The organism is Arthrobacter sp. LjRoot14 (assembly GCF_964253905.1).
GTDB lineage: Bacteria > Actinomycetota > Actinomycetes > Actinomycetales > Micrococcaceae > Arthrobacter.
Map to the genome: position 1 here is coordinate 1,004,061 of NZ_CAXURL020000001.1, position 17,915 is coordinate 1,021,975.

General features: G+C 67.2%; 16 protein-coding genes. 4 read left to right on the plus strand and 12 right to left on the minus strand.

Going from position 1 to position 17,915, the window contains the following annotated elements:
- Positions 1-19: 19 nt before the first annotated feature.
- Positions 20-1,852 (plus strand): gamma-glutamyltransferase family protein, encoded by a 1,833-nt coding sequence (locus tag ACSQ12_RS04725; protein ID WP_436064518.1) that lies wholly within the window; start codon positions 20-22, stop codon positions 1,850-1,852.
- A gap of 37 nt (positions 1,853-1,889) precedes the next feature.
- Here ACSQ12_RS04725 and ACSQ12_RS04730 read toward each other — a convergent pair whose 3' ends face one another.
- The 8 genes from ACSQ12_RS04730 to ACSQ12_RS04765 form a co-directional block, all read right to left on the minus strand.
- Positions 1,890-2,234 carry a cupin domain-containing protein gene (locus ACSQ12_RS04730; RefSeq protein ID WP_209747025.1) on the minus strand — a complete coding sequence of 115 codons (345 nt, stop codon included), beginning with the start codon at positions 2,232-2,234 and terminating at the stop codon, positions 1,890-1,892.
- Positions 2,235-2,409: 175 nt separating this feature from the next.
- Positions 2,410-3,333 (minus strand): SDR family NAD(P)-dependent oxidoreductase, encoded by a 924-nt coding sequence (locus ACSQ12_RS04735; protein WP_436064519.1) that lies wholly within the window; start codon positions 3,331-3,333, stop codon positions 2,410-2,412.
- 199 nt (positions 3,334-3,532) lie between these two features.
- The gene (locus ACSQ12_RS04740) at positions 3,533-4,357 is read right to left on the minus strand and encodes a helix-turn-helix transcriptional regulator (RefSeq protein ID WP_436064520.1); all 825 of its coding nucleotides are present in this window, start codon (positions 4,355-4,357) and stop codon (positions 3,533-3,535) included.
- 63 nt (positions 4,358-4,420) lie between these two features.
- Entirely contained in the window at positions 4,421-5,095 is a 675-nt protein-coding gene (locus ACSQ12_RS04745) for a DUF2071 domain-containing protein (protein WP_436066934.1), read from the minus strand.
- A gap of 77 nt (positions 5,096-5,172) precedes the next feature.
- The gene (locus ACSQ12_RS04750; protein ID WP_436064521.1) at positions 5,173-5,952 is read right to left on the minus strand and encodes an isocitrate lyase/PEP mutase family protein; all 780 of its coding nucleotides are present in this window, start codon (positions 5,950-5,952) and stop codon (positions 5,173-5,175) included.
- A gap of 41 nt (positions 5,953-5,993) precedes the next feature.
- Positions 5,994-6,401: a DUF1622 domain-containing protein gene (locus ACSQ12_RS04755; protein WP_436064522.1), complete on the minus strand. Its 408-nt coding sequence runs from the start codon at positions 6,399-6,401 to the stop codon at positions 5,994-5,996.
- A 43-nt stretch (positions 6,402-6,444) separates the two neighbouring features.
- Positions 6,445-7,359 carry an SDR family oxidoreductase gene (locus ACSQ12_RS04760; protein ID WP_436064523.1) on the minus strand — a complete coding sequence of 305 codons (915 nt, stop codon included), beginning with the start codon at positions 7,357-7,359 and terminating at the stop codon, positions 6,445-6,447.
- 55 nt (positions 7,360-7,414) lie between these two features.
- Positions 7,415-8,320, minus strand: coding sequence for an MSMEG_6728 family protein (locus tag ACSQ12_RS04765; protein WP_436064524.1), 906 nt, complete (start codon positions 8,318-8,320; stop codon positions 7,415-7,417).
- 230 nt (positions 8,321-8,550) lie between these two features.
- On the opposite strand from ACSQ12_RS04765, the gene ACSQ12_RS04770 reads away from it, so the two are divergent.
- On the plus strand, positions 8,551-9,123 hold the full coding sequence (locus ACSQ12_RS04770) for a hypothetical protein (RefSeq protein WP_209747014.1): 573 nt from the start codon (positions 8,551-8,553) through the stop codon (positions 9,121-9,123).
- Positions 9,124-9,206: 83 nt separating this feature from the next.
- Here ACSQ12_RS04770 and ACSQ12_RS04775 read toward each other — a convergent pair whose 3' ends face one another.
- Both ACSQ12_RS04775 and ACSQ12_RS04780 read right to left on the minus strand, forming a co-directional pair.
- The gene (locus ACSQ12_RS04775; RefSeq protein WP_436064525.1) at positions 9,207-9,902 is read right to left on the minus strand and encodes a transglycosylase family protein; all 696 of its coding nucleotides are present in this window, start codon (positions 9,900-9,902) and stop codon (positions 9,207-9,209) included.
- 273 nt (positions 9,903-10,175) lie between these two features.
- Positions 10,176-12,773: an ABC transporter gene (locus tag ACSQ12_RS04780; protein ID WP_436064526.1), complete on the minus strand. Its 2,598-nt coding sequence runs from the start codon at positions 12,771-12,773 to the stop codon at positions 10,176-10,178.
- A 48-nt stretch (positions 12,774-12,821) separates the two neighbouring features.
- On the opposite strand from ACSQ12_RS04780, the gene ACSQ12_RS04785 reads away from it, so the two are divergent.
- Positions 12,822-13,958: an adenosine deaminase gene (locus ACSQ12_RS04785; RefSeq protein ID WP_436064527.1), complete on the plus strand. Its 1,137-nt coding sequence runs from the start codon at positions 12,822-12,824 to the stop codon at positions 13,956-13,958.
- A 129-nt stretch (positions 13,959-14,087) separates the two neighbouring features.
- A complete protein-coding gene (locus ACSQ12_RS04790) occupies positions 14,088-16,385 on the plus strand; it encodes an FdhF/YdeP family oxidoreductase (RefSeq protein WP_436064528.1) in 2,298 nt (765 codons plus the stop codon).
- A gap of 19 nt (positions 16,386-16,404) precedes the next feature.
- Here the strand turns inward: ACSQ12_RS04790 and ACSQ12_RS04795 are convergent, their stop codons facing one another.
- Positions 16,405-16,722 (minus strand): DUF6457 domain-containing protein, encoded by a 318-nt coding sequence (locus ACSQ12_RS04795; protein WP_436064529.1) that lies wholly within the window; start codon positions 16,720-16,722, stop codon positions 16,405-16,407.
- 76 nt (positions 16,723-16,798) lie between these two features.
- Entirely contained in the window at positions 16,799-17,773 is a 975-nt protein-coding gene (locus tag ACSQ12_RS04800) for an aldo/keto reductase (protein WP_436064530.1), read from the minus strand.
- Positions 17,774-17,915 lie beyond the last annotated feature (142 nt).

The window sequence follows — 17,915 nt, forward strand, 5'->3', positions numbered from 1 at the left end:
TGTGGCTACAGTGGTCCCCATGACTTTCACCCGGCCCGATCCGTTCACCACGCGCCCCACCCTGCAGGGAACCTTCGGGATGAGCGCCTCCACGCACTGGCTGGCCACCGCGGCCGCCCAGGCGGTGCTGGAACGTGGCGGGAACGCGTTCGACGCCGCCACCGCCGGGGCGTTTGTGCTCCACGTGGTGGAGCCGCACCTGAACGGACCGGGCGGGGACATGACCGGAGTGTTTGTCACGGCGGAGGAACCTGGCAAACCGGTGGTTCTGATGGGGCAGGGTCCGGCCCCCGCCGCAGCGACGCCGGAGCACTATCGTTCGGAAGGCCTGGAGCTCGTGCCGGGTTCGGGCGCCCTGGCGGCGGCGGTGCCTGCCGCCGTCGACGCCTGGCTCGTCCTGCTGCGCGACCACGGAACGTGGGAGCTGCAGGCGGTGCTCGAGTACGCGATCGGGTACGCGCGGGACGGCCACCCGATGCTGGGAAGGGTTGGCGCGACCATAGCGGCAGTGTCCGAGCTGTTTACGGAGCACTGGCCTACGTCGGCCGAACTGTGGATGCCCGGGGGAAGAATTCCCTCTGAGGGGGAGCTGGTACGGAATCCGGCCTATGCGCAGACCCTTGAACGGCTGGTGGAGGCGGGAGCCCCGGGGTCCACGCGGGAAGCGCGCATCGAGGCAGCACGCCGGGAATGGCGCGAGGGTTTCGTTGCGAAGGCCATGGTGCGGTCCGTGCAGAAGCCGCACCGGCATTCGTCCGGGACTGACCACCGTGGAGTGCTGGCCATGGATGATTTCGGGGGATTCGAAGCCGGCTATGAAGCCGCGGCCACGGTTGAGTTCAGGGGACACACCATCGCCAAAACGGGTCCGTGGGGACAGGGGCCGGCGCTCCTGCAGACCCTGGCGGTCCTTGACGGCTTTGCGGACGAGTACCTTGATCCGTCCACCGAGCTGGGCGTGCACACCATCCTGGAAGCCCAGAAGCTGGCGCTCGCCGACCGGGAGGCCTACTACGGCGACACTGACGTTCCGCTTGACCACCTGCTGTCCGCCGGGTACGCCGCGGAGCGCAGGCAGTTGATCACGGAGCGGGCATCGCAGGACTTCCGGCCCGGCCGGGTTCCGGGACATGAACCGTTTATCCCGCCGCTGCGGACGGAGTACGTGCCGCCGGCGCTCGCGAACGACGACGACGGGCCGGGCCTTCGCGGGACTGCCGGCGCCGGCGTGGGTGAGCCGACGGTGCTGGCTAGCGGCGAAACGCGTGGCGACACGTGCCACATCGATGTCGTGGACCGCTGGGGCAACATGATCTCGGCGACTCCGTCGGGCGGCTGGCTGCAGTCCTCCCCGGCGATCCCCGAGCTGGGTTTCTGTCTGGGAACCCGGCTGCAGATGACCTGGCTCGAACCGGGAACACCGTCCACGCTGACCCCAGGGAAGCGTCCCCGCACCACTCTGACGCCCACTCTTGTGCTCCGCAACGGCGCGGCTGTTACGGCGCTGGGCTCGCCCGGCGGCGACCAGCAGGACCAGTGGCAGCTCCCGTACCTGCTGCGGACCATCGTGGGCGGCTACACTCCGCAACAGGCCATCGATGCGCCAACATTCCATACGACATCGATGCCGGGATCGTTCTGGCCCCGTACCTGGGAGCCCGGCGGCGCAGTGGTGGAGGGCAGGCTGGGTGAGGACGTCATTGCCGGCCTGGAACGCCGTGGCCACCGGATCACGTGGGCCGGCGACTGGACGCTGGGACGGTTGTCCGCCGTCGTCCGTGATCCCCGGACGGGAGTCCTGCAGGGTGCAGCGAACCCCCGCGGTGCGCAGGGGTACGCAGCGGGGCGGTAGGGTTTCCGCCCTAACGTAGGACCACCCATGCTTGGGTTCACTCTTTCATGACGATATCGACCGAGATTTCCACTGCCGGAACCGTCCCCCTGTTCTCGAGCCAGTGGTTGGTATTCCGGTCCTCGGGCCATCCCACTCCGGGCCCGTAGTCTGTGGCGACGCCGTTTCGATGGTCGGTGATCGTTCCCTGCAGGATGTAGACGGTGCCAGGGCGGCCCACGTGGTCGTGGACCGGGCCGAACACACCGCCGGGCTCGATAGTCACCATTCGCGTTCGAAGCTGGCGCCCTTCCATGCCCTCGATCTCGGAGGCTAGGTCAACCGTTGAAAGTAGCTCCACCGTGACACCTTTTGTCTCAGGTGCCGCCTGTTGGTTGCTCATGGTGCTCTCTTCTCTGTACGTCCTTGTACGTTCGGGACTGTTGCTGGTGGTCCACGCCGGACCGTCATCGGCCGCACCGGCATGCGCCGCCCCTCCAGCTCCGTCCCCACACTAGACATCTGACGGTCCTCAGACGTCAAGTCCAGCGTCCTGCTGGGGCCGCCGACGATGGTCGTCAAGTGGCGTGGGCCAGGAGTTCGGTGGAGAGGTCCCACAGGCGCTCGGCATTGGCCGGATCGAGTGCGTAGGACGCCACTCCGGTGTAGTCAGGGCCGCGGTGATCGACGATGCGGGCCTCGTTGACGTCCTCGAAGTAGCGGCCGCCTATACCTTCGAGTTCCGGGGATGTCGCCACATAGAGGGTTGTCGCCGCACCTTGCTGTGGAGTCTTCTGACGTTCGATGGGGGTGCGCAGTCCCCCGGTGTGGCGCTGGAGGTTGGTGGCGATGGCGCCGGGCATGACGGCGTTGGAGGTGATGCCATCCTTTCCCCAGCGGGCGGTCACACCGACGGCGAACAGCGTCGAGGCGGTCTTGGACTGCCCGTAGGCGACAAAGGCGTCGTAGGGGACGAAGTTGAAGTGCGGGTCATCGAACATGACCGGGGAGAACAGGTGCCCGCTGGAACTCAGGGACACGATGCGGGCGTTCCCGGCCTCGGCCAGGGTTCCATGCGAGGCTTGCGCGAGGGCGAAATGGCCCAGGTGGTTCGTAGCGAACTGCATTTCCCAGCCCTCCGGAGTCCGCTCGAGTTCAGGCAGGGCCATGATGCCGGCGTTGTTGACCAGCACGTGCAGGGGGCCGGTCCAGCGGTCAGCGAATTCGGTGATCGACGCCAAGTCCGCGAGGTCGACCCGGCCCACGAAGATGTTCGTGTTGCCCGTCGACTCGCGAAGTTTCTCGGCCACCGGCGCCGCAGCCTTGACGTTGCGCACCGCCAGGGTGACCTCGGCGCCGATGTTGGCGAAGGCGCGGGCTGTTTCGAATCCGATGCCCGAGGCTCCACCAGTGATGACAACGCGCTTTCCGGTGAAGTCGATGCCCTCGGTGACATCGGTCGTGGTGGAACTGAATCCGAAGGGGGTGGTGATTCTTGCCATGGGGAATGGTCTTCTTTCGGCAGGTTCTATGTTTTCTTAAGAACGGCCCGTTCGGCTCAAAAGGGAGCAGGGGAGCAGGATGAGGGATCGCTCTAAAATCCAGTGTGCTCCGGCCGAAAAAGGGCAGCCAGAACCCCGTGATTCATATGAATGCGGGGGCTACCCTTGGCGTGATTCAGTGTCGCTGCTGATGGCGGATTCAGGTCCTGCCCGGGAGTGTCCGGGCAAGGCGCTCCAGCGCCCGTTCGGATGAGCTGCCGGGCTCGGCGTGATGAATGACCAGCAAATGACCGTCCGTTCCGGTTACGGCCAGTTTCTCGTGGAAGAGCTCGAGTTCGCCCACAACCGGGTGGTGCAGCGTCCGCTTGCCTGCCACCTTTGGGCGTACATCGTGCCGCCCCCAGAGCTTGAGGAAGTAGGCGCTGCGCTCTGACAGCTCGATGACCAGTTCCTCCAGCTGCGGGTCGTTCACGCGTTCTCCCACCGAGGCGCGAAGTCCCGCGGTCGCTTCCTCCATGACGCGTTCCCAGTCCTCATACAACTCCCGCTCGGCGGGATCCAAAAAAGCTGCCCGCAGCACGTTCGTGCCCGGCTCATTCCTTGGGGACAACGCAACAGCCATCGGATTGGCAGCGAGGACATTCATGAACCGGTCCTGAACAAAGGCGGGAACGTGGGCCAACGTGACCAGCAAATGCGACAGACCCTCCGCCACCCCGGCCGGACGTGGACTGGTCAGGGGACGGAGTGCCGGCTGCGCGAGGCGGTGCAGATGGACAGTTGAAGGCGGGTCCAGGCGCAGCGCGCGAGCAAGAGCGTCCAAAATTTGAGGTGAAGGGTGATGGTCTTTCCCCTGCTCCAGGCGCACGTAGTAATCCACGCTAATGCCTGCCAGACCAGCAACCTCTTCGCGCCGAAGGCCCGAAACCCGGCGGCGTCCATAGTTACGCAGATCGACGTCCTCCGGCCGGACAAGCTTTCGGCGGGCCTGTAGGTACTGTCCGAACGCGATGTTCTTTGCCACGGACCTAATCTACGCCCGCGGCCCGCCCCTAAGAACCGCCTCGGCCCCGCCGCCCCGGTTCCCCTACCCAAGCACCCGCGGCCGGCCAAACTGGGTCCGGACGCCGGGGGAGAACAGCACGGACTCGGGCGGACCTGCCACCTCGAGTCCGGCGGCGCTGATCAACCCGTCCTCAAGGACCGTCAGCTCAGCCCGGTGCAGCGGCCATGGGGAATGTGTGTTCGGGATAAAAAGCGTCCGGTCGCGGAAGCGGGAGTGCAGGCCGAACCTGGCCGTGAGGTGGATGGACAGCGGATCTTCCGCGGCGTCGTCGAGCGCCGGAACCACCGCGAAGTCGCTTCGGGCCCCGCGCCGGAACCGCCGCACCGAATAGCCGGTGGACGGGCTGCCGGGGTGGGCGGCACGGAAGCGGGCGTGTGACCACACATACGGAATGCCGGCCGCGCGTGCGGCCAGCACCACGGCCAGCCGGTCCGCGTCCAGGCTCAGGAAGACCACGCCCCGGGTGCCGTCCGGTTCCCGCGAGTACAGCCGGACGTTGATCTCGTTGAAGTCCCCGAAGAACGGCACTGCGGGGCCTCGTCCGATGCCTGCTTTCTGCATGCGGAAGCCGATCAGTCCCACCCATGCCGAGCCGTCGAAAACGTCCGGCACCACCCCGGGCGGCATGAACGCTGCCGCCGCCGCTTCGGGGATGCGCCAGTGCAGGAACACTGCATCGGTCCACCGCTGGTCCATGATCACCGGGGCGGGCAGCTCCGGCGGCTCCGGCCACGGGTCCGGCAATCCCAGGCCCTGCAGCTCCGGCCCGGCCACTAGTTGAGTGCCCGTGTTCCCTGGGGCAGCGCGCCCCCGGCCAGGAGCCCGGCGGTGGCGTCGGCAAAGGCCGTCAGGGCAACCCGCTGGGTCCAGGGGCCGTAGGAAATGCGTGCCACGCCCAGTTCCTGGAGCTTCGCCGGGGCAAGCGAACCCGGAACGTTGATGACGGACACCTTGTTCCGGCCGATGCCTTCAACGAGGGCGGCCACGGTGGGCTCGTCCAGCAGGCCGGGAACGAAAACGGTGGTTGCTCCCACGTCGAGGAACGCGCGGCCCCGTTCGATGGCGTCGGCCAGGACGTCAGCGGGGACGCGGTCCTTGCCCTTGAGGAAAGCATCGGTGCGTGCGTTGAGGACGAAATCGATGCCTTCGGCCTGGCCTGCCTGGACGGCGGAGGCCATCTGGGCAACGGCGTCGGCCAGCGGGCGCATCTGGTCTTCGATGTTGGCGCCGACGATTCCCACCCCGATCGCCTTCCGGATTGTCTCGCCCGGGCTGCCGTAGCCGGATTCGAGGTCCGCGCTGACCGGGAGGCTGGTGGACGCGGCAATGCGCCCCGCCGCTTCGATCATGAGGTCCACGGGGATGTTCTCGCCGTCCTCATAGCCAAGCGAAGCCGCAATGGAGTGGCTGGCCGTGGCCAGGGCGGCGGTGCCCGGGACATCCGCGGCAACCTTGGCAGTGATGGCGTCCCAGACGTTGATGACCTGAAGGATTTCCGGCGCCTGGTGGAGGCGAAGCAGTTCAGAGGCTTTAGCTGCGTTGTTGTGAGTCATGCAGCGAGCCTAACCGAGGGCGCTGACAGCCGAGAAGGCTTTCAGCCCTCAGGTGATGAGCCCGACGCTCCGGCTGGGGCTGCCGCGCCGGCGGGCTGTTTCTGCCAGGGCCAGCGGCCGGTGATCTCGAGCTCCAGCGAGAAGCTCAGGAAGGTCCGGATAAGCACGATGATCGCCAGCACACCCACGCTCTCGAAGGTCGGCGTCACGGCGACCGTACGGATGATGTCCGCCGCCACCAGGAGTTCAAGGCCCAACAGGATTGAACGGCCCAGCAGCTGCCGGTAGGAGCGGTACACGGAAAGCGGTGCGGAGCCAGGCGGCAGGCGTCTCGGCTGGAATCCGCGCAGGGCCATGGGAATGGAGACGACGGCGCCGATCACCATAACGGCGACGCCGGCAAAGTCCATGAACCGGCCGACCGATTCGATGATGTGCTGGAAATCCACTGTTCCCCCTACAAGGCTTAGGATACGGAAATGCGCAGCGGCATCACGGGTGCCTGACGCCTTCGCCGGCGAGGATCGCGCGGTACCCCTCGCGGAAGGTGGGGTAGGCAAACTCGAACCCGGTGCTGCGGAGCAGGGCATTGCTGCACCGTTTGTTGCCGCCGCGGGACGGTTCGCCGCCGGCCGCGCCGCCACTGTCACCAACCGGAACGTCCGACGACGGCCGCGGGAGTCCCAGCTCGTCGGCCAGGAAACGCTGGACTTCGCCGAGCTCCGCGGGATCGTTGTCCACGCCGAGGTACACGGGTCCGGGTTCGGCGGCCATAGTGCAGAGGTGCACGATCGCCGCGGCGGCGTCGTCGCGGTGGATGCGGTTGGTGTACCGCGGTTCCGCCGGAGCCACCGCAGTTCCTGAGCGGACCTGGTCGATCAGCCGGGTCCGCCCCGGCCCGTAAATGCCGCCCAGGCGAAGCACCACGGGGGTGATCCCGGTGCCGGGCAGTCGCCGGTGCAGCAGGTCCTCGGCCTCGCGGATGATGCGGCCGGAGAATCCGCCCGGTGCCGGCGTCGTGCCTTCATCCACCCAGCCCCCGTCCGCGTCGCCGTACACGGCGGTGGAGGAGACGAACAGCACGCGCCGCAGCGGTGAGGGCGCCGCCGCGCCGTCGTGCTCGCGTGCGCGTTCCAGCGCATCCAGAACGTTCGACAGTCCGTCCACGTAGGCGGCCCGGTAGGCCTCTTCGGTGGGGGAGTCGGCCGCAACCGCGATGACGACGGCGGTGGTGCCCGCCGGGATCTGCGGCAGCGGCGGAGCGGTCAAGTCAGCCGCGACACCCTCGATGGCGGCCGGTAGCTTGTCCGGCGACCGCCTCCAGCCCACCACGCGGTGGCCGGCGGCCGCGAAACGCAGCCCGGCCTCGGTACCCAGATCGCCGCAGCCGGCCATAAGAACAGTCATACGGGCCAGTCTGCCAGAGCGGCGGCGAAGCCTTGGCCAGGCTCGGGGATTACGGCTAGGGCGCCGGAATCGGGAAGAACAGCCGGGGGTCCTGGAGCAGGGCGGGGTAGTCGAACGAGGAGCGTTCCACAACGTCCGTCACCTGGAAGTTCCGGGCGAAACGGCCGTCCACCGTGATGGGGCGCCCCTGGACCTGGCCGATCGCGAACGTGGCGCCGCCGTCGAACGGGACAGCGATGGCCGAATTGCCGGGGAGGGTGCGGAAGGCCTCCTCCTGCTGCTGGCGCTTCCGGGTGGGCTTCTTCACCAATTGCTTGGGCGGCCGCTTCTTGGGGTTCTTGGCGGGGCGGCGCGAGTCGGTGTCGGCGTAGACGAACTCGTACTCTTCGGACTGGGCGGCGGCCTTCGCGGCGCGGCCGACCTCCGGCAGGCTGATGGTGTCGAGCTTGTCCGGGGCGGTGTCGCCCACCTGGGCACGCAGGATCCAGAGCCGGTCACCGACCGGATCCTCCGGAAGGAACTCATGCCGGGGTTCGGGCCAGACATACTCGAGGTCCGCGGGTGTCCCGGGGAACAGTTCGCTGTAGAAGCGCGGTTCCTTCTGCAGCAGCCGGGAGCGGTGGCTCAGGTGGAGGTCGGGCTCGCCAAGCCACGGCGGCATGGGGATCTTGGCCGCGTAGGCCGCGTGGTCAGCCTGCGGGGCAAATTCGGCGATCTTGGCCCGGGTGGTGTCCTCGCCGCCGCGGGCGATCCATTCATCAGCGATGGCCAGGCCATACATGGTCAGCGCGGGAACGTAGCCCATCCACATGCGGATGGCCGGGTGCGACTGCCAGCCGTACTCCGGGATCACCAGCGCACGCAGTGTCTGCAGCGCCTCGACACGCTGCTTGCCGAGCCGCACGCGGTCAAGGACCGCGGCACTCTGCTGGAAATCTGGATAGGGAAGGAAAGTCTGCATCCTTCAAGTGTGGAGGTGCCGGGGTCCAAGACCAAATGGCGGCGGCCGCCGCGCACCCGCTGAGGCGGCGGCGTTGCAGCGGCAAAACGCTGGTAGGCTGTGAGCGGCCTGAGAGCAGTGCGGCGTAGTCTACTGGACCGTATGCTGAGACGGGGGCGACAACACGGTCACAATTTCACTAAGATGACCCCAATCAAATCCCGCCTCAGCCACCCTCCGGAAGACACGAAATGACACTTACCCAAGCAGTTCCGTTCACGCCGAAGTTCGGACAAATGCTGAGCCCGGAAGCCAAAGGCATCCTGGTGCTTGATGAATTCACCATCGACCCGGAAGCGGCCCGCAAGGAGCAGCACGGCTTCCGCGCCGCCATCGGTTCTGTTGCCCTGAAACTCCGGCGCATCGTTGCCCTCCGCCTGTTCATCGCGGTAGTGGCCATCGCCAACCTCCCCCTGTTCCTGCTGTCCACCGGTTGGTGGATCTACGCCGTGTCCCTCGCCGTTGTAGTCGGGGTGCACGCAGCGGTCTCGTGGCTCAACGCGCATGAGCCGAAGGTCCGCCAGCGCCACTCGCTGGAGCTGCACCTGCACCGCGAACGCAGCGACAACTACCGCAAGGTGCGCGATGCCGTGAAGTTCGTGATCGATTCGCCGGCGCGCATGAACGAGCACCTCTACCTCGAGCTCCTGGCAGCCAAGCGGGTGGCCCTGCACCTGCACATCGGCACTGTGGCCCTTCTGGACACCAGCGACGACTCCGCCTGGAAAGTCCGGATCGTCCGCGAACTGCCGCAGGCGGCGTGAACTAACTTAAGAAACAACGACGCCGGAGCTCCCCGCCAAGGGAACGCTCCGGCGTCGTTGTTTAACGCTCTGCTACCTAAACCCTAGGCAGGCAGCTGCAGAACCTGTCCAGCAAGCACCAGGTCGGGATCCACGATGGTGTCCGTGTTGGCATCGGCAAGGGTCTGCCAGCCACCCGTGATGTCCAGCTTCTCCGCGATGGTGCTCAGGGTGTCACCGGCCTCCACCGTGTAGGTTTCGCCGCTCAACGGAACCTGTGCGGCGTGGCGGGGTTCGGCCTGGGCGGGCGCCACTGCGGCAGACGCGGCCTGGACCGGCGCCTGCGCGGCCTGCACCGGTACCTCGGCGGGGGCCGGCGTGACCGGGACGCTCGGTGCGGGTGCTCCACCGCCGCCGCTCAGGCCCAGGCTGGCTGCACAAGCAGGCCAGGCACCCCAGCCCTGGCTGGCCTGGACGTTCTCGGCGACGGCGATCTGCTGCTCGCGGGTGGCGTTTGCGGCCGATCCGGTGCCGCCGTGGGCCGCCCAGGTGCTGTCGGTGAACTGGAGTCCGCCGCTGAAACCGTTGCCGGTGTTGGTGCTCCAGTTGCCGCCGCTCTCGCACTGGGCGAGGGCGTCCCAGGTGCTGGTGCTGGTTGCGGTGGGCACGGCCGCGTTGGCGGTTGTGGCGGACAGTGCGAGTCCTGCCGCGGAAACGGCGGCCAGCGTCACTCCGCGGCGCGCGGCGGTCCCCAGTTTGGATTTGCCCATGGGGGTGTTCATGCGAGTGGAAGTGTTCATGAAAGTGGATGCTCCTGAGGGCCACCTGCGCTCGGTCCGTCCCCGGACGTTGTCGCGCCACTGCCCGCCCCTGACGAACTAGAGGTCATGTACGGTGTCTGCCGGCCGGGCAGTAACTGGTGGTGGCAGCACCGGGCATTCGTTGTCCCGCTCGGCGGGATCACACGTTCCACGCTAGGACAGTGCCGGTGCGTTATCAAATCGAAATAGATATCCGCCATGGTGTGGATGCGTGCGGGGCGTGATTGCCGGTGCTCTCAACAATCCAGCGCCTCATTGGTCCAGCGCCGTCGCCAGGTACGGCGCCGTCCGGCTCCGGGCGGAACGGGCGACGTCGGACGGCGTACCGGACGCCACGATCTCACCGCCGGCGTCGCCACCGGCAGGCCCGAGATCGATCACCCAGTCCGCGGCGGCCACCACGTCCATCTCGTGCTCCACCACAATGACGGTGTTTCCGGCGTCCACCAGGCCGTGCAGCTGGGCCATGAGCAGTTGGACGTCCGCAGGGTGGAGTCCTGTGGTGGGCTCGTCCAGCAGGTAGAGGGTGTGGCCGCGGCGGGCACGCTGGAGTTCCGTGGCCAGCTTGATCCGCTGCGCTTCGCCGCCCGAGAGCTCGGTGGCGGGCTGGCCCAGCCGGAGGTAGCCCAGGCCAACGTCGCGCAGGGTCTGCAGGCTGCGGGCAGCGGCCGGGACGCCGGCAAGGAAGTCCGCGGCGGCGTCCACCGTCATGGCCAGCACTTCGGCCACGTTCTTGCCGTTGTAGGTCACCTCCAGCGTCTCCGGGTTGTAGCGCGAACCCCCGCACTCGGGGCAGGGGCCGTAGCTTCCCGGCAGGAAGAGGAGCTCAACGGCCACGAACCCTTCGCCCAGGCAGGTCTCGCAGCGGCCGCCTGCCACGTTGAAGGAGAACCGGCCGGCGCCGAAACGGCGGGCACGTGCCTGCCCGGTGGCGGCGAATTCCTTGCGCACGGCGTCGAACAGCCCGGTGTACGTGGCCAGGTTGGACCGCGGCGTGCGGCCGATCGGCTTCTGGTCCACCCGCACCAGACGGTCAATCCGCTCCATTCCGCTGGTTTCTGCCACGGCTTCGGCAACGATGAGCGGTTCTCCGGACCCGGCGTCCCCGGATTCCAGATCCTCGGCGGTTACCTCCGCAACCGCCGCAGCGTCACCCGCCTGCGGGCGGAGCCGCGCCCCCACCACCTCGGCAAGGACCTGGCTCACCAGCGTTGACTTGCCCGAGCCGGAAACGCCCGTGACCGCCGTCAGGATACCCAGCGGGAATTCCGCATCGAGATTGCGGAGGTTGTGCCGGCTGATGCCCTTCAACCCGAGCCAGCCGTCCGCTTGCCGGCGCGCACCGCCTTCGTTCGTCCCGCCGTCGCGCTGTCCGCCGCCGTTGCTCCCGCTGCCGCCGGGGAACAGGAAGGGCCGCGTAACGGACGACTCCACGTCCGCGAGCCCTGCAACAGGGCCGCTGTACAGGATCTCGCCGCCGCCTTCTCCGGCGCGGGGCCCAACGTCAACCAGCCAGTCGGCCCGGCGGACCACGTCCATGTTGTGTTCCACCACGAACACCGAATTCCCGGAGGCCTTGAGCGCTTCGAGCACAGCCTGCAACGGTTCGGCGTCGGCGGGGTGGAGCCCGGCGGACGGTTCGTCCAGTACGTACACCACGCCGAACAGCCCGGAGCGCAGCTGGGTGGCGATCCGCAGCCGCTGCATCTCGCCGGGGGAGAGCGTGGGTGTGGCCCTGCCCAGGGCGAGGTAGCCCAGGCCCAGCTCCAGCAGGACGGTGATCCGCAGCAAGAGGTCGCGGGTGATGGCGACGGCCACTTCGTTGGTCTCGCCCGAGGCCGCACCACGGCTGGCCGTCCCGGCGTCCTTCAGCTCGCTGGTGGGCCGGATGACCTCGGCCAGTTCGGCCATGGGTACGGCGTTGAGCTCGGCGATGGTGCGTCCCGCGAAGGTCACGGCCAGGGCGTCGGGCGTCAGTCCGCTTCCGCCGCAGCGCTCGCACGGTCCCGTTTCCATGAACCGGAGAACGCGCTGGCGCATGGTGTCGCTTTTGGAGTCGGCCAGCGTGTGGAGCACGTAGCTCTTGGCGCTCCAGAAGCGGCCTTTGTAGGGTTTGGCCACCCGGTCCCGCTTCGGCGTCACCTCCACCACGGGCTGTTCCTCGGTAAACAGGATCCAGTCGCGGTGCTTCTTGGGCAGCTTCCGCCAGGGGATGGTGACGTCGTAGCCGAGGTGGCTGAGGATGTCGCGGAGGTTCTTGCCCTGCCACGCGCCCGGCCAGGCCGCAATGGCGCCGTCGGCGATGCTCAGCGAGGTGTCCGGGACCAGGGAAGATTCGCTGACCGTGTGGGCAATGCCCAGGCCATGGCACACGGGGCAGGCGCCGGCGGCCGTGTTGGGCGAAAACGCGTCCGAATCCAGCTGTGCCGTGCCTTCCGGATACGTGCCGGCGCGGGAGAACAGCATGCGCAGCGAGTTGGACAGCGTGGTCACCGTACCCACGGTGGACCGGCTGCTCGGCGTGCCGCGCCGTTGTTGAAGCGCGACGGCGGGAGGCAGCCCCGTGATCAGCTCCACTTTGGGATTGTGCCCCTGCTGGATGAGGCGCCGCGCGTACGGAGCCACGGATTCGAAATAGCGGCGCTGGGCTTCTGCGTAGATGGTGCCGAAGGCGAGGGATGACTTGCCGGAACCGGAGACGCCGGTGAACGCGACGATGGCATCCCGGGGCACGTCCACGTCCACGTTGCGCAGGTTGTTTTCCCGGGCGCCGCGCACCCGGACGAATCCATCGGTGGGGTGGTCCGGAGTCAGGAAGGGCACATTGGAAGCCTGCTTGTTATGTTGCATCGGTTCGACTCTATCGGTGCGCGGGCGCTGCGGGCATATCCTTACCGGATGGAAACTTACGACGGCGCGCCCGAACCCGGCGGCGCGTCAGCACTCAGCGATGCTCCTGTCCACGCCCCCGAGCAGGCCCCGGCGGCCCAGGCCGGCACCGAAGAAGCTGTAGCGGCCCAGACCGACGCCGAAGAGGCCGTGGCGGACCAGCCCGTCAAACTTCTGCCGGTGGCCGAGCTGCACCTCCACATCGAGGGGACCCTGGAGCCGGAGCTGATTTTCGCGCTGGCCGAACGGAACGGCATCACGCTGCCGTACGCGGACCTGGACGAGCTGCGCGCCCGCTACGAGTTCACGGACCTGCAGTCCTTCCTGGACCTGTACTACGCCAACATGGCCGTTCTGCAGACGGAGCAGGACTTCGCGGACATGGCCCGCGCGTACCTGGAGCGGGCGGCGGCCGCGGGAGTGCGGCACGCCGAGATCATGATGGACCCGCAGGCCCACGTGTCCCGCGGGATCCCGCTCCAGACCTGCGTGAACGGTGTTGCCTCCGTGCTGGCGAACTCCCTGGAGGAGTTCGGGGTGTCCACCCTGCTTATCGCCGCGTTCCTGCGCGACCTGCCCGAGGAATCGGCCCTCGACGTCCTGGAGCAGCTGCTGGCAATGAACGCGCCCATCGCCGGCATCGGCCTGGACTCAGCCGAGGTGGGCAATCCTCCGGCCAAATTTGAACGGCTCTTCGCCCGGGCGAAGGAGGCCGGCCTGCACCGGATAGCGCACGCCGGCGAGGAGGGCCCGCCGTCGTACATCATCGATGCGCTGGAACTGCTGGACGTGGAGCGGATCGATCACGGCATCCGCTGCATGGAGGACCCCGATCTGGTGGAACACCTCGTGGCGGAGCGCGTGCCGCTGACCGTGTGCCCGTTGTCCAATGTGCGGCTCCGTGCCGTGGACACCCTGGCCGAGCACCCGCTTCCGGCAATGCTCGCTGCGGGACTGAACGTCAGCGTGAACTCGGACGATCCCGCGTACTTCGGCGGGTACGTGGACGACAACTTCGTGCAGCTGCAAGCCGTTTTGGGGTTGTCCGAGTTCGACCGGGTCCGGCTTGCCTCCAACTCCATCCGGTCCTCCTTCGCGGACGAGGAACGCAAGACCGAGCTGCTCGCGGAGCTCGGCTACTCCTGAGTTGGCGCGGGCCCGGCGGGTGGTTGCGGCGTCCACCCATAACTGCTAATCCTGAGGGCAGGTCCTGTCCGTGGGGACACCAGTTCGAAGCAGCACTGAGCAGCAAGTCCGAGTCAAGGAGGGCGCAGCATGCCCCGGAAGACCCCTCGTGTGGAAGAAGCCGACGAAAACAACCTTGAGGTGGGCAAACCAAAGGAGTGGGCCGCTGGTTTCCCCGGCGTCTACCACTCCATGAAGCCCGCCATCGAGAAGATGGGCGTCGAGCGGTCCCGCAAGACGTTGCTGGCCTTAAACCAGAAGGACGGCTTCGACTGCATGAGTTGCGCGTGGCCGGACCCCGGTCATCGCAAGACGTTCGAGTTCTGCGAGAACGGTGCCAAGGCTGTCACGTGGGAGGCCACCCCGGTGCTTGTCCCTGCGGAATTCTGGGCGGAGCACCCGGTCAGCGAACTGCGGGGGATGTCCGAGTACTGGCTCGGGATGCAGGGGCGGTTGACCGAACCGGTATACAAGCCCGCGGAGGAGGACCACTACCGGCCCGTCAGCTGGGACGAAGCCTTTTCCATCCTGGGCGGCAAGCTGAAGAGCCTGGCGAGCCCCGATGAGGCTGCGTTCTATACCAGCGGCCGGACCTCGAACGAGGCCGCCTTCCTGTACCAGTTGTTCGTGCGGGCATACGGAACCAACAACCTGCCGGACTGTTCCAACATGTGCCATGAGTCCTCCGGCTGGGGCATGGGCCAGACCATCGGCATCGGCAAGGCCACCATCTCCTACGACGATTTCGCCCAGGCGGACCTGATCATCATCATGGGGCAGAACCCGGGCACCAACCACCCGCGCATGCTCACCGCCCTCGAGGAAGCCAAGGAAGCCGGCGGCGAGATCGTTGCCGTCAACCCGCTGCCCGAGGCCGGACTGCGCCGGTATAAGAACCCGCAGAAGGTCAAGGGCATCGTGGGACACGGCACGCAGATAGCCGACCAGTTCCTGCAGATCCGGCTGGGCGGGGACATGGCGCTCCTGCAGGCGGTGTCCAAGCGCGTTCTCGACGCCGAAGCCAGGAACCCGGGCAGCGTGCTGGACCACCTGTTCCTCCAGGAGCACTGCCAAGGGCTGGAGGAACTCAAGGAGCACCTCGCCGAACTGGATGAGCGCGAAGTGCTTGAGGCCACCGGCCTGCGCCGCGAAGAAATCGACGAACTGGCCGAGCGCTACCTGAGGGCCGAGAAGGTCATCATCACCTGGGCCATGGGCATCACGCAGCATAAAAAGGGCGTGGCCACCATCAAGGAGATCATCAACCTCCTGCTGCTGCGGGGAAACATGGGCAAACCCGGTGCAGGAGCGTCCCCGATCCGCGGCCACAGCAACGTCCAGGGCGACCGCACCATGGGCATCTGGGAACAGATGCCGCCGGCCTTCCTGGATGCCTTGGGCAAGGAGTTCAACTTCGATCCGCCGCGGGAGCATGGCGCAGACGCCGTGGAAACGATCCGGAGGATGCGCGACGGCGACATCAAGGTGTTCGTGGGCCTTGGCGGCAACCTGGTGGGGGCGATCTCCGACTCCCAGGCAGCCGAAGGCGCCATGGAGAACACTGAGATGACCGTGCAGATCTCCACAAAGCTCAACCGCTCCCACACGGTGACAGGCAAGGAAGCCCTGATCCTGCCCACCATGGGACGCACCGAGATCGACATGCAGGCCTCCGGCCCGCAGTTCGTGTCGGTGGAGGACACCGTCTGCGCCGTCCACGCCTCCCACGGCACGGTACGGCCCGTGGCACCGGACCTGCTCTCGGAAGTGGCCATCATCAGCAGGCTGGCCCGCGCCACCCTGGACGGGAAGACCGACGCCGACTGGGCCGGGTTCGAGCGCGACTACGACCTCATCCGCGACCATATCTCCCATGTGGTGGCGGGCTGCGAGGACTACAACCGGAAGATCCGCCAGAAGGGCGGCTTTGTGCTCCCCAACGGACCCCGGGACTCGCGCACGTTCCCCACGCCCACGGGCAAGGCCATGCTCACCGTCAACCACCTGGAGCACGTGCAGCGCCCGGCCGGCACGCTGATCCTGCAATCCATGAGGTCGCACGACCAGTTCAACACCACCATCTACGGCCACGACGACCGCTACCGCGGCATCCGGAAGGGCCGCGACGTGGTCTTTGTCAGCCCCGAGGACATCGCCGAGCTGGGCCTGTCCGATGGCCAGCACGTGGACATCCACGGGGTGTACGAGGACAACGTGAAGCGAGTGCTCCGGAAGTTTCGTGTGGTCTCGTACCCTACGGCCCGGGGGTGCGCGGCGGCCTACTATCCGGAAGCCAACGTGCTGGTTCCGCTGGAAAGCGTGGCCGAGGGCAGCAACACCCCGGTGTCCAAGGCCGTCATTGTGCGGTTGGAGCCCAGCACCGCGTAGCTACTGGGCGGCGCCGTAGCTATTGGGCGGTGCCGCTCCAGCCTTCGCTGTCCGGGCCGCCGTCGGCTCCGTGCTCGCACAACTTCAGGGCGACCTCCGTGGCCGACTCGATGGCCTCGCTGGGGCTTGCCTTCCCCTTGGCGGCGGAAAGCCCTGCCGCGTAGCCCACCACCACCGCGCTGATCGGACCGGCGTCGGCGTTGACTGCTTCGGAGGATTCCTTGGCAAGCCGCCGAATCAGCGCGTGGTCAAGCTCCAGGTCCAGGATCTGCAGCGCGTGGGTGAGCCGACGGCTCCATTGGGCCAGGGCCAGGTCTTCTTCATTGAGTTCGGTCACTGTGTCTCCTTCATTGCGGTGGTGGGGTCGCTTGTTGGTGGGGCGGCGTGTTGGTGGGGCGGCGGCCGGGCCGGCCCTACACATCGATTGAATCCATGTGCGGGTAGCGTGCTCCCGCCGCCACCCCGGCAGGGGCCAGCTCATCGAGCCGGCTAAGGTCCCGGGCAGAGAGTTCGACGTCGAGTGCGCCCAGATTCTCCTGGAGCCGGACGCGCTTCTTGGTGCCTGGGATCGGGACGATGTGGTCACCCTGGGCGAGCAGCCAGGCCAGGGCCAATTGCGCCGGTGTGCACTTCTTCTCGTCGGCCAGTTCCTTCACCCGGTCCACCAGCTCGAGGTTCCGCGTGAAGTTCCCGCCTTGGAACCGGGGTGAGTGGCGCCGGAAATCGTCCGGAGCGAAGTCCTCCGGGGTGCGCAGCTGGCCGGTCAGGAAGCCGCGTCCCAGCGGGCTGTACGGCACAAATCCGATGCCCAGTTCCGCCAGCAGCGGGAAGACCTTGGCCTCCGGTTCCCGCTCCCACAGGGAATATTCCGTTTGGAGGGCGGTGATCGGGTGCACAGCGTGGGCGCGGCGGATGGTGTCGGCGCTGGCCTCGGAGAGGCCCAGATAGCGGACTTTACCCGCCTGGACGAGTTCCGCCATGGCACCCACCGTCTCCTCGATCGGCACGGTTTTGTCCACGCGGTGCTGGTAGTAGAGGTCGATGTGGTCCACGCCCAGGCGCTGCAGGCTCGCGTCGCAGGCGGCACGGACATATTCGGGACGGCCGTTGATGCCGACCCACGAGCCATCCTCCCGGCGCTCATTACCGAACTTGGTGGCAAGGACAACCTCGGCCCGGCGCCCGGCGATGGCCCGGCCCACCAGCTGCTCATTGATGAAAGGCCCGTACATGTCTGCCGTGTCCAGCAGCGTTCCGCCCGCGTCCAGGAAGGCCTGGATGGTGGCGGCGGACTCGGCGTCGTCGCCCGTGCCGTAGAACTCACTCATGCCCATGCAGCCGAGCCCAAGGGCAGATACGGTCAAAGTGCCAAGCGTGCGGGTCTCCATGCTGGTCTCCTCATCGAAGGAAGGCGGGACTGGCGATGCGGCTTCATCGGAAGATTGCTTAGTAACGGCAGGACGCCACTATAGGCAGGTACGTTCCGGGCCCACAACGGGCGGTCCGGTGCACTTGGCATCGCTTGTTTGT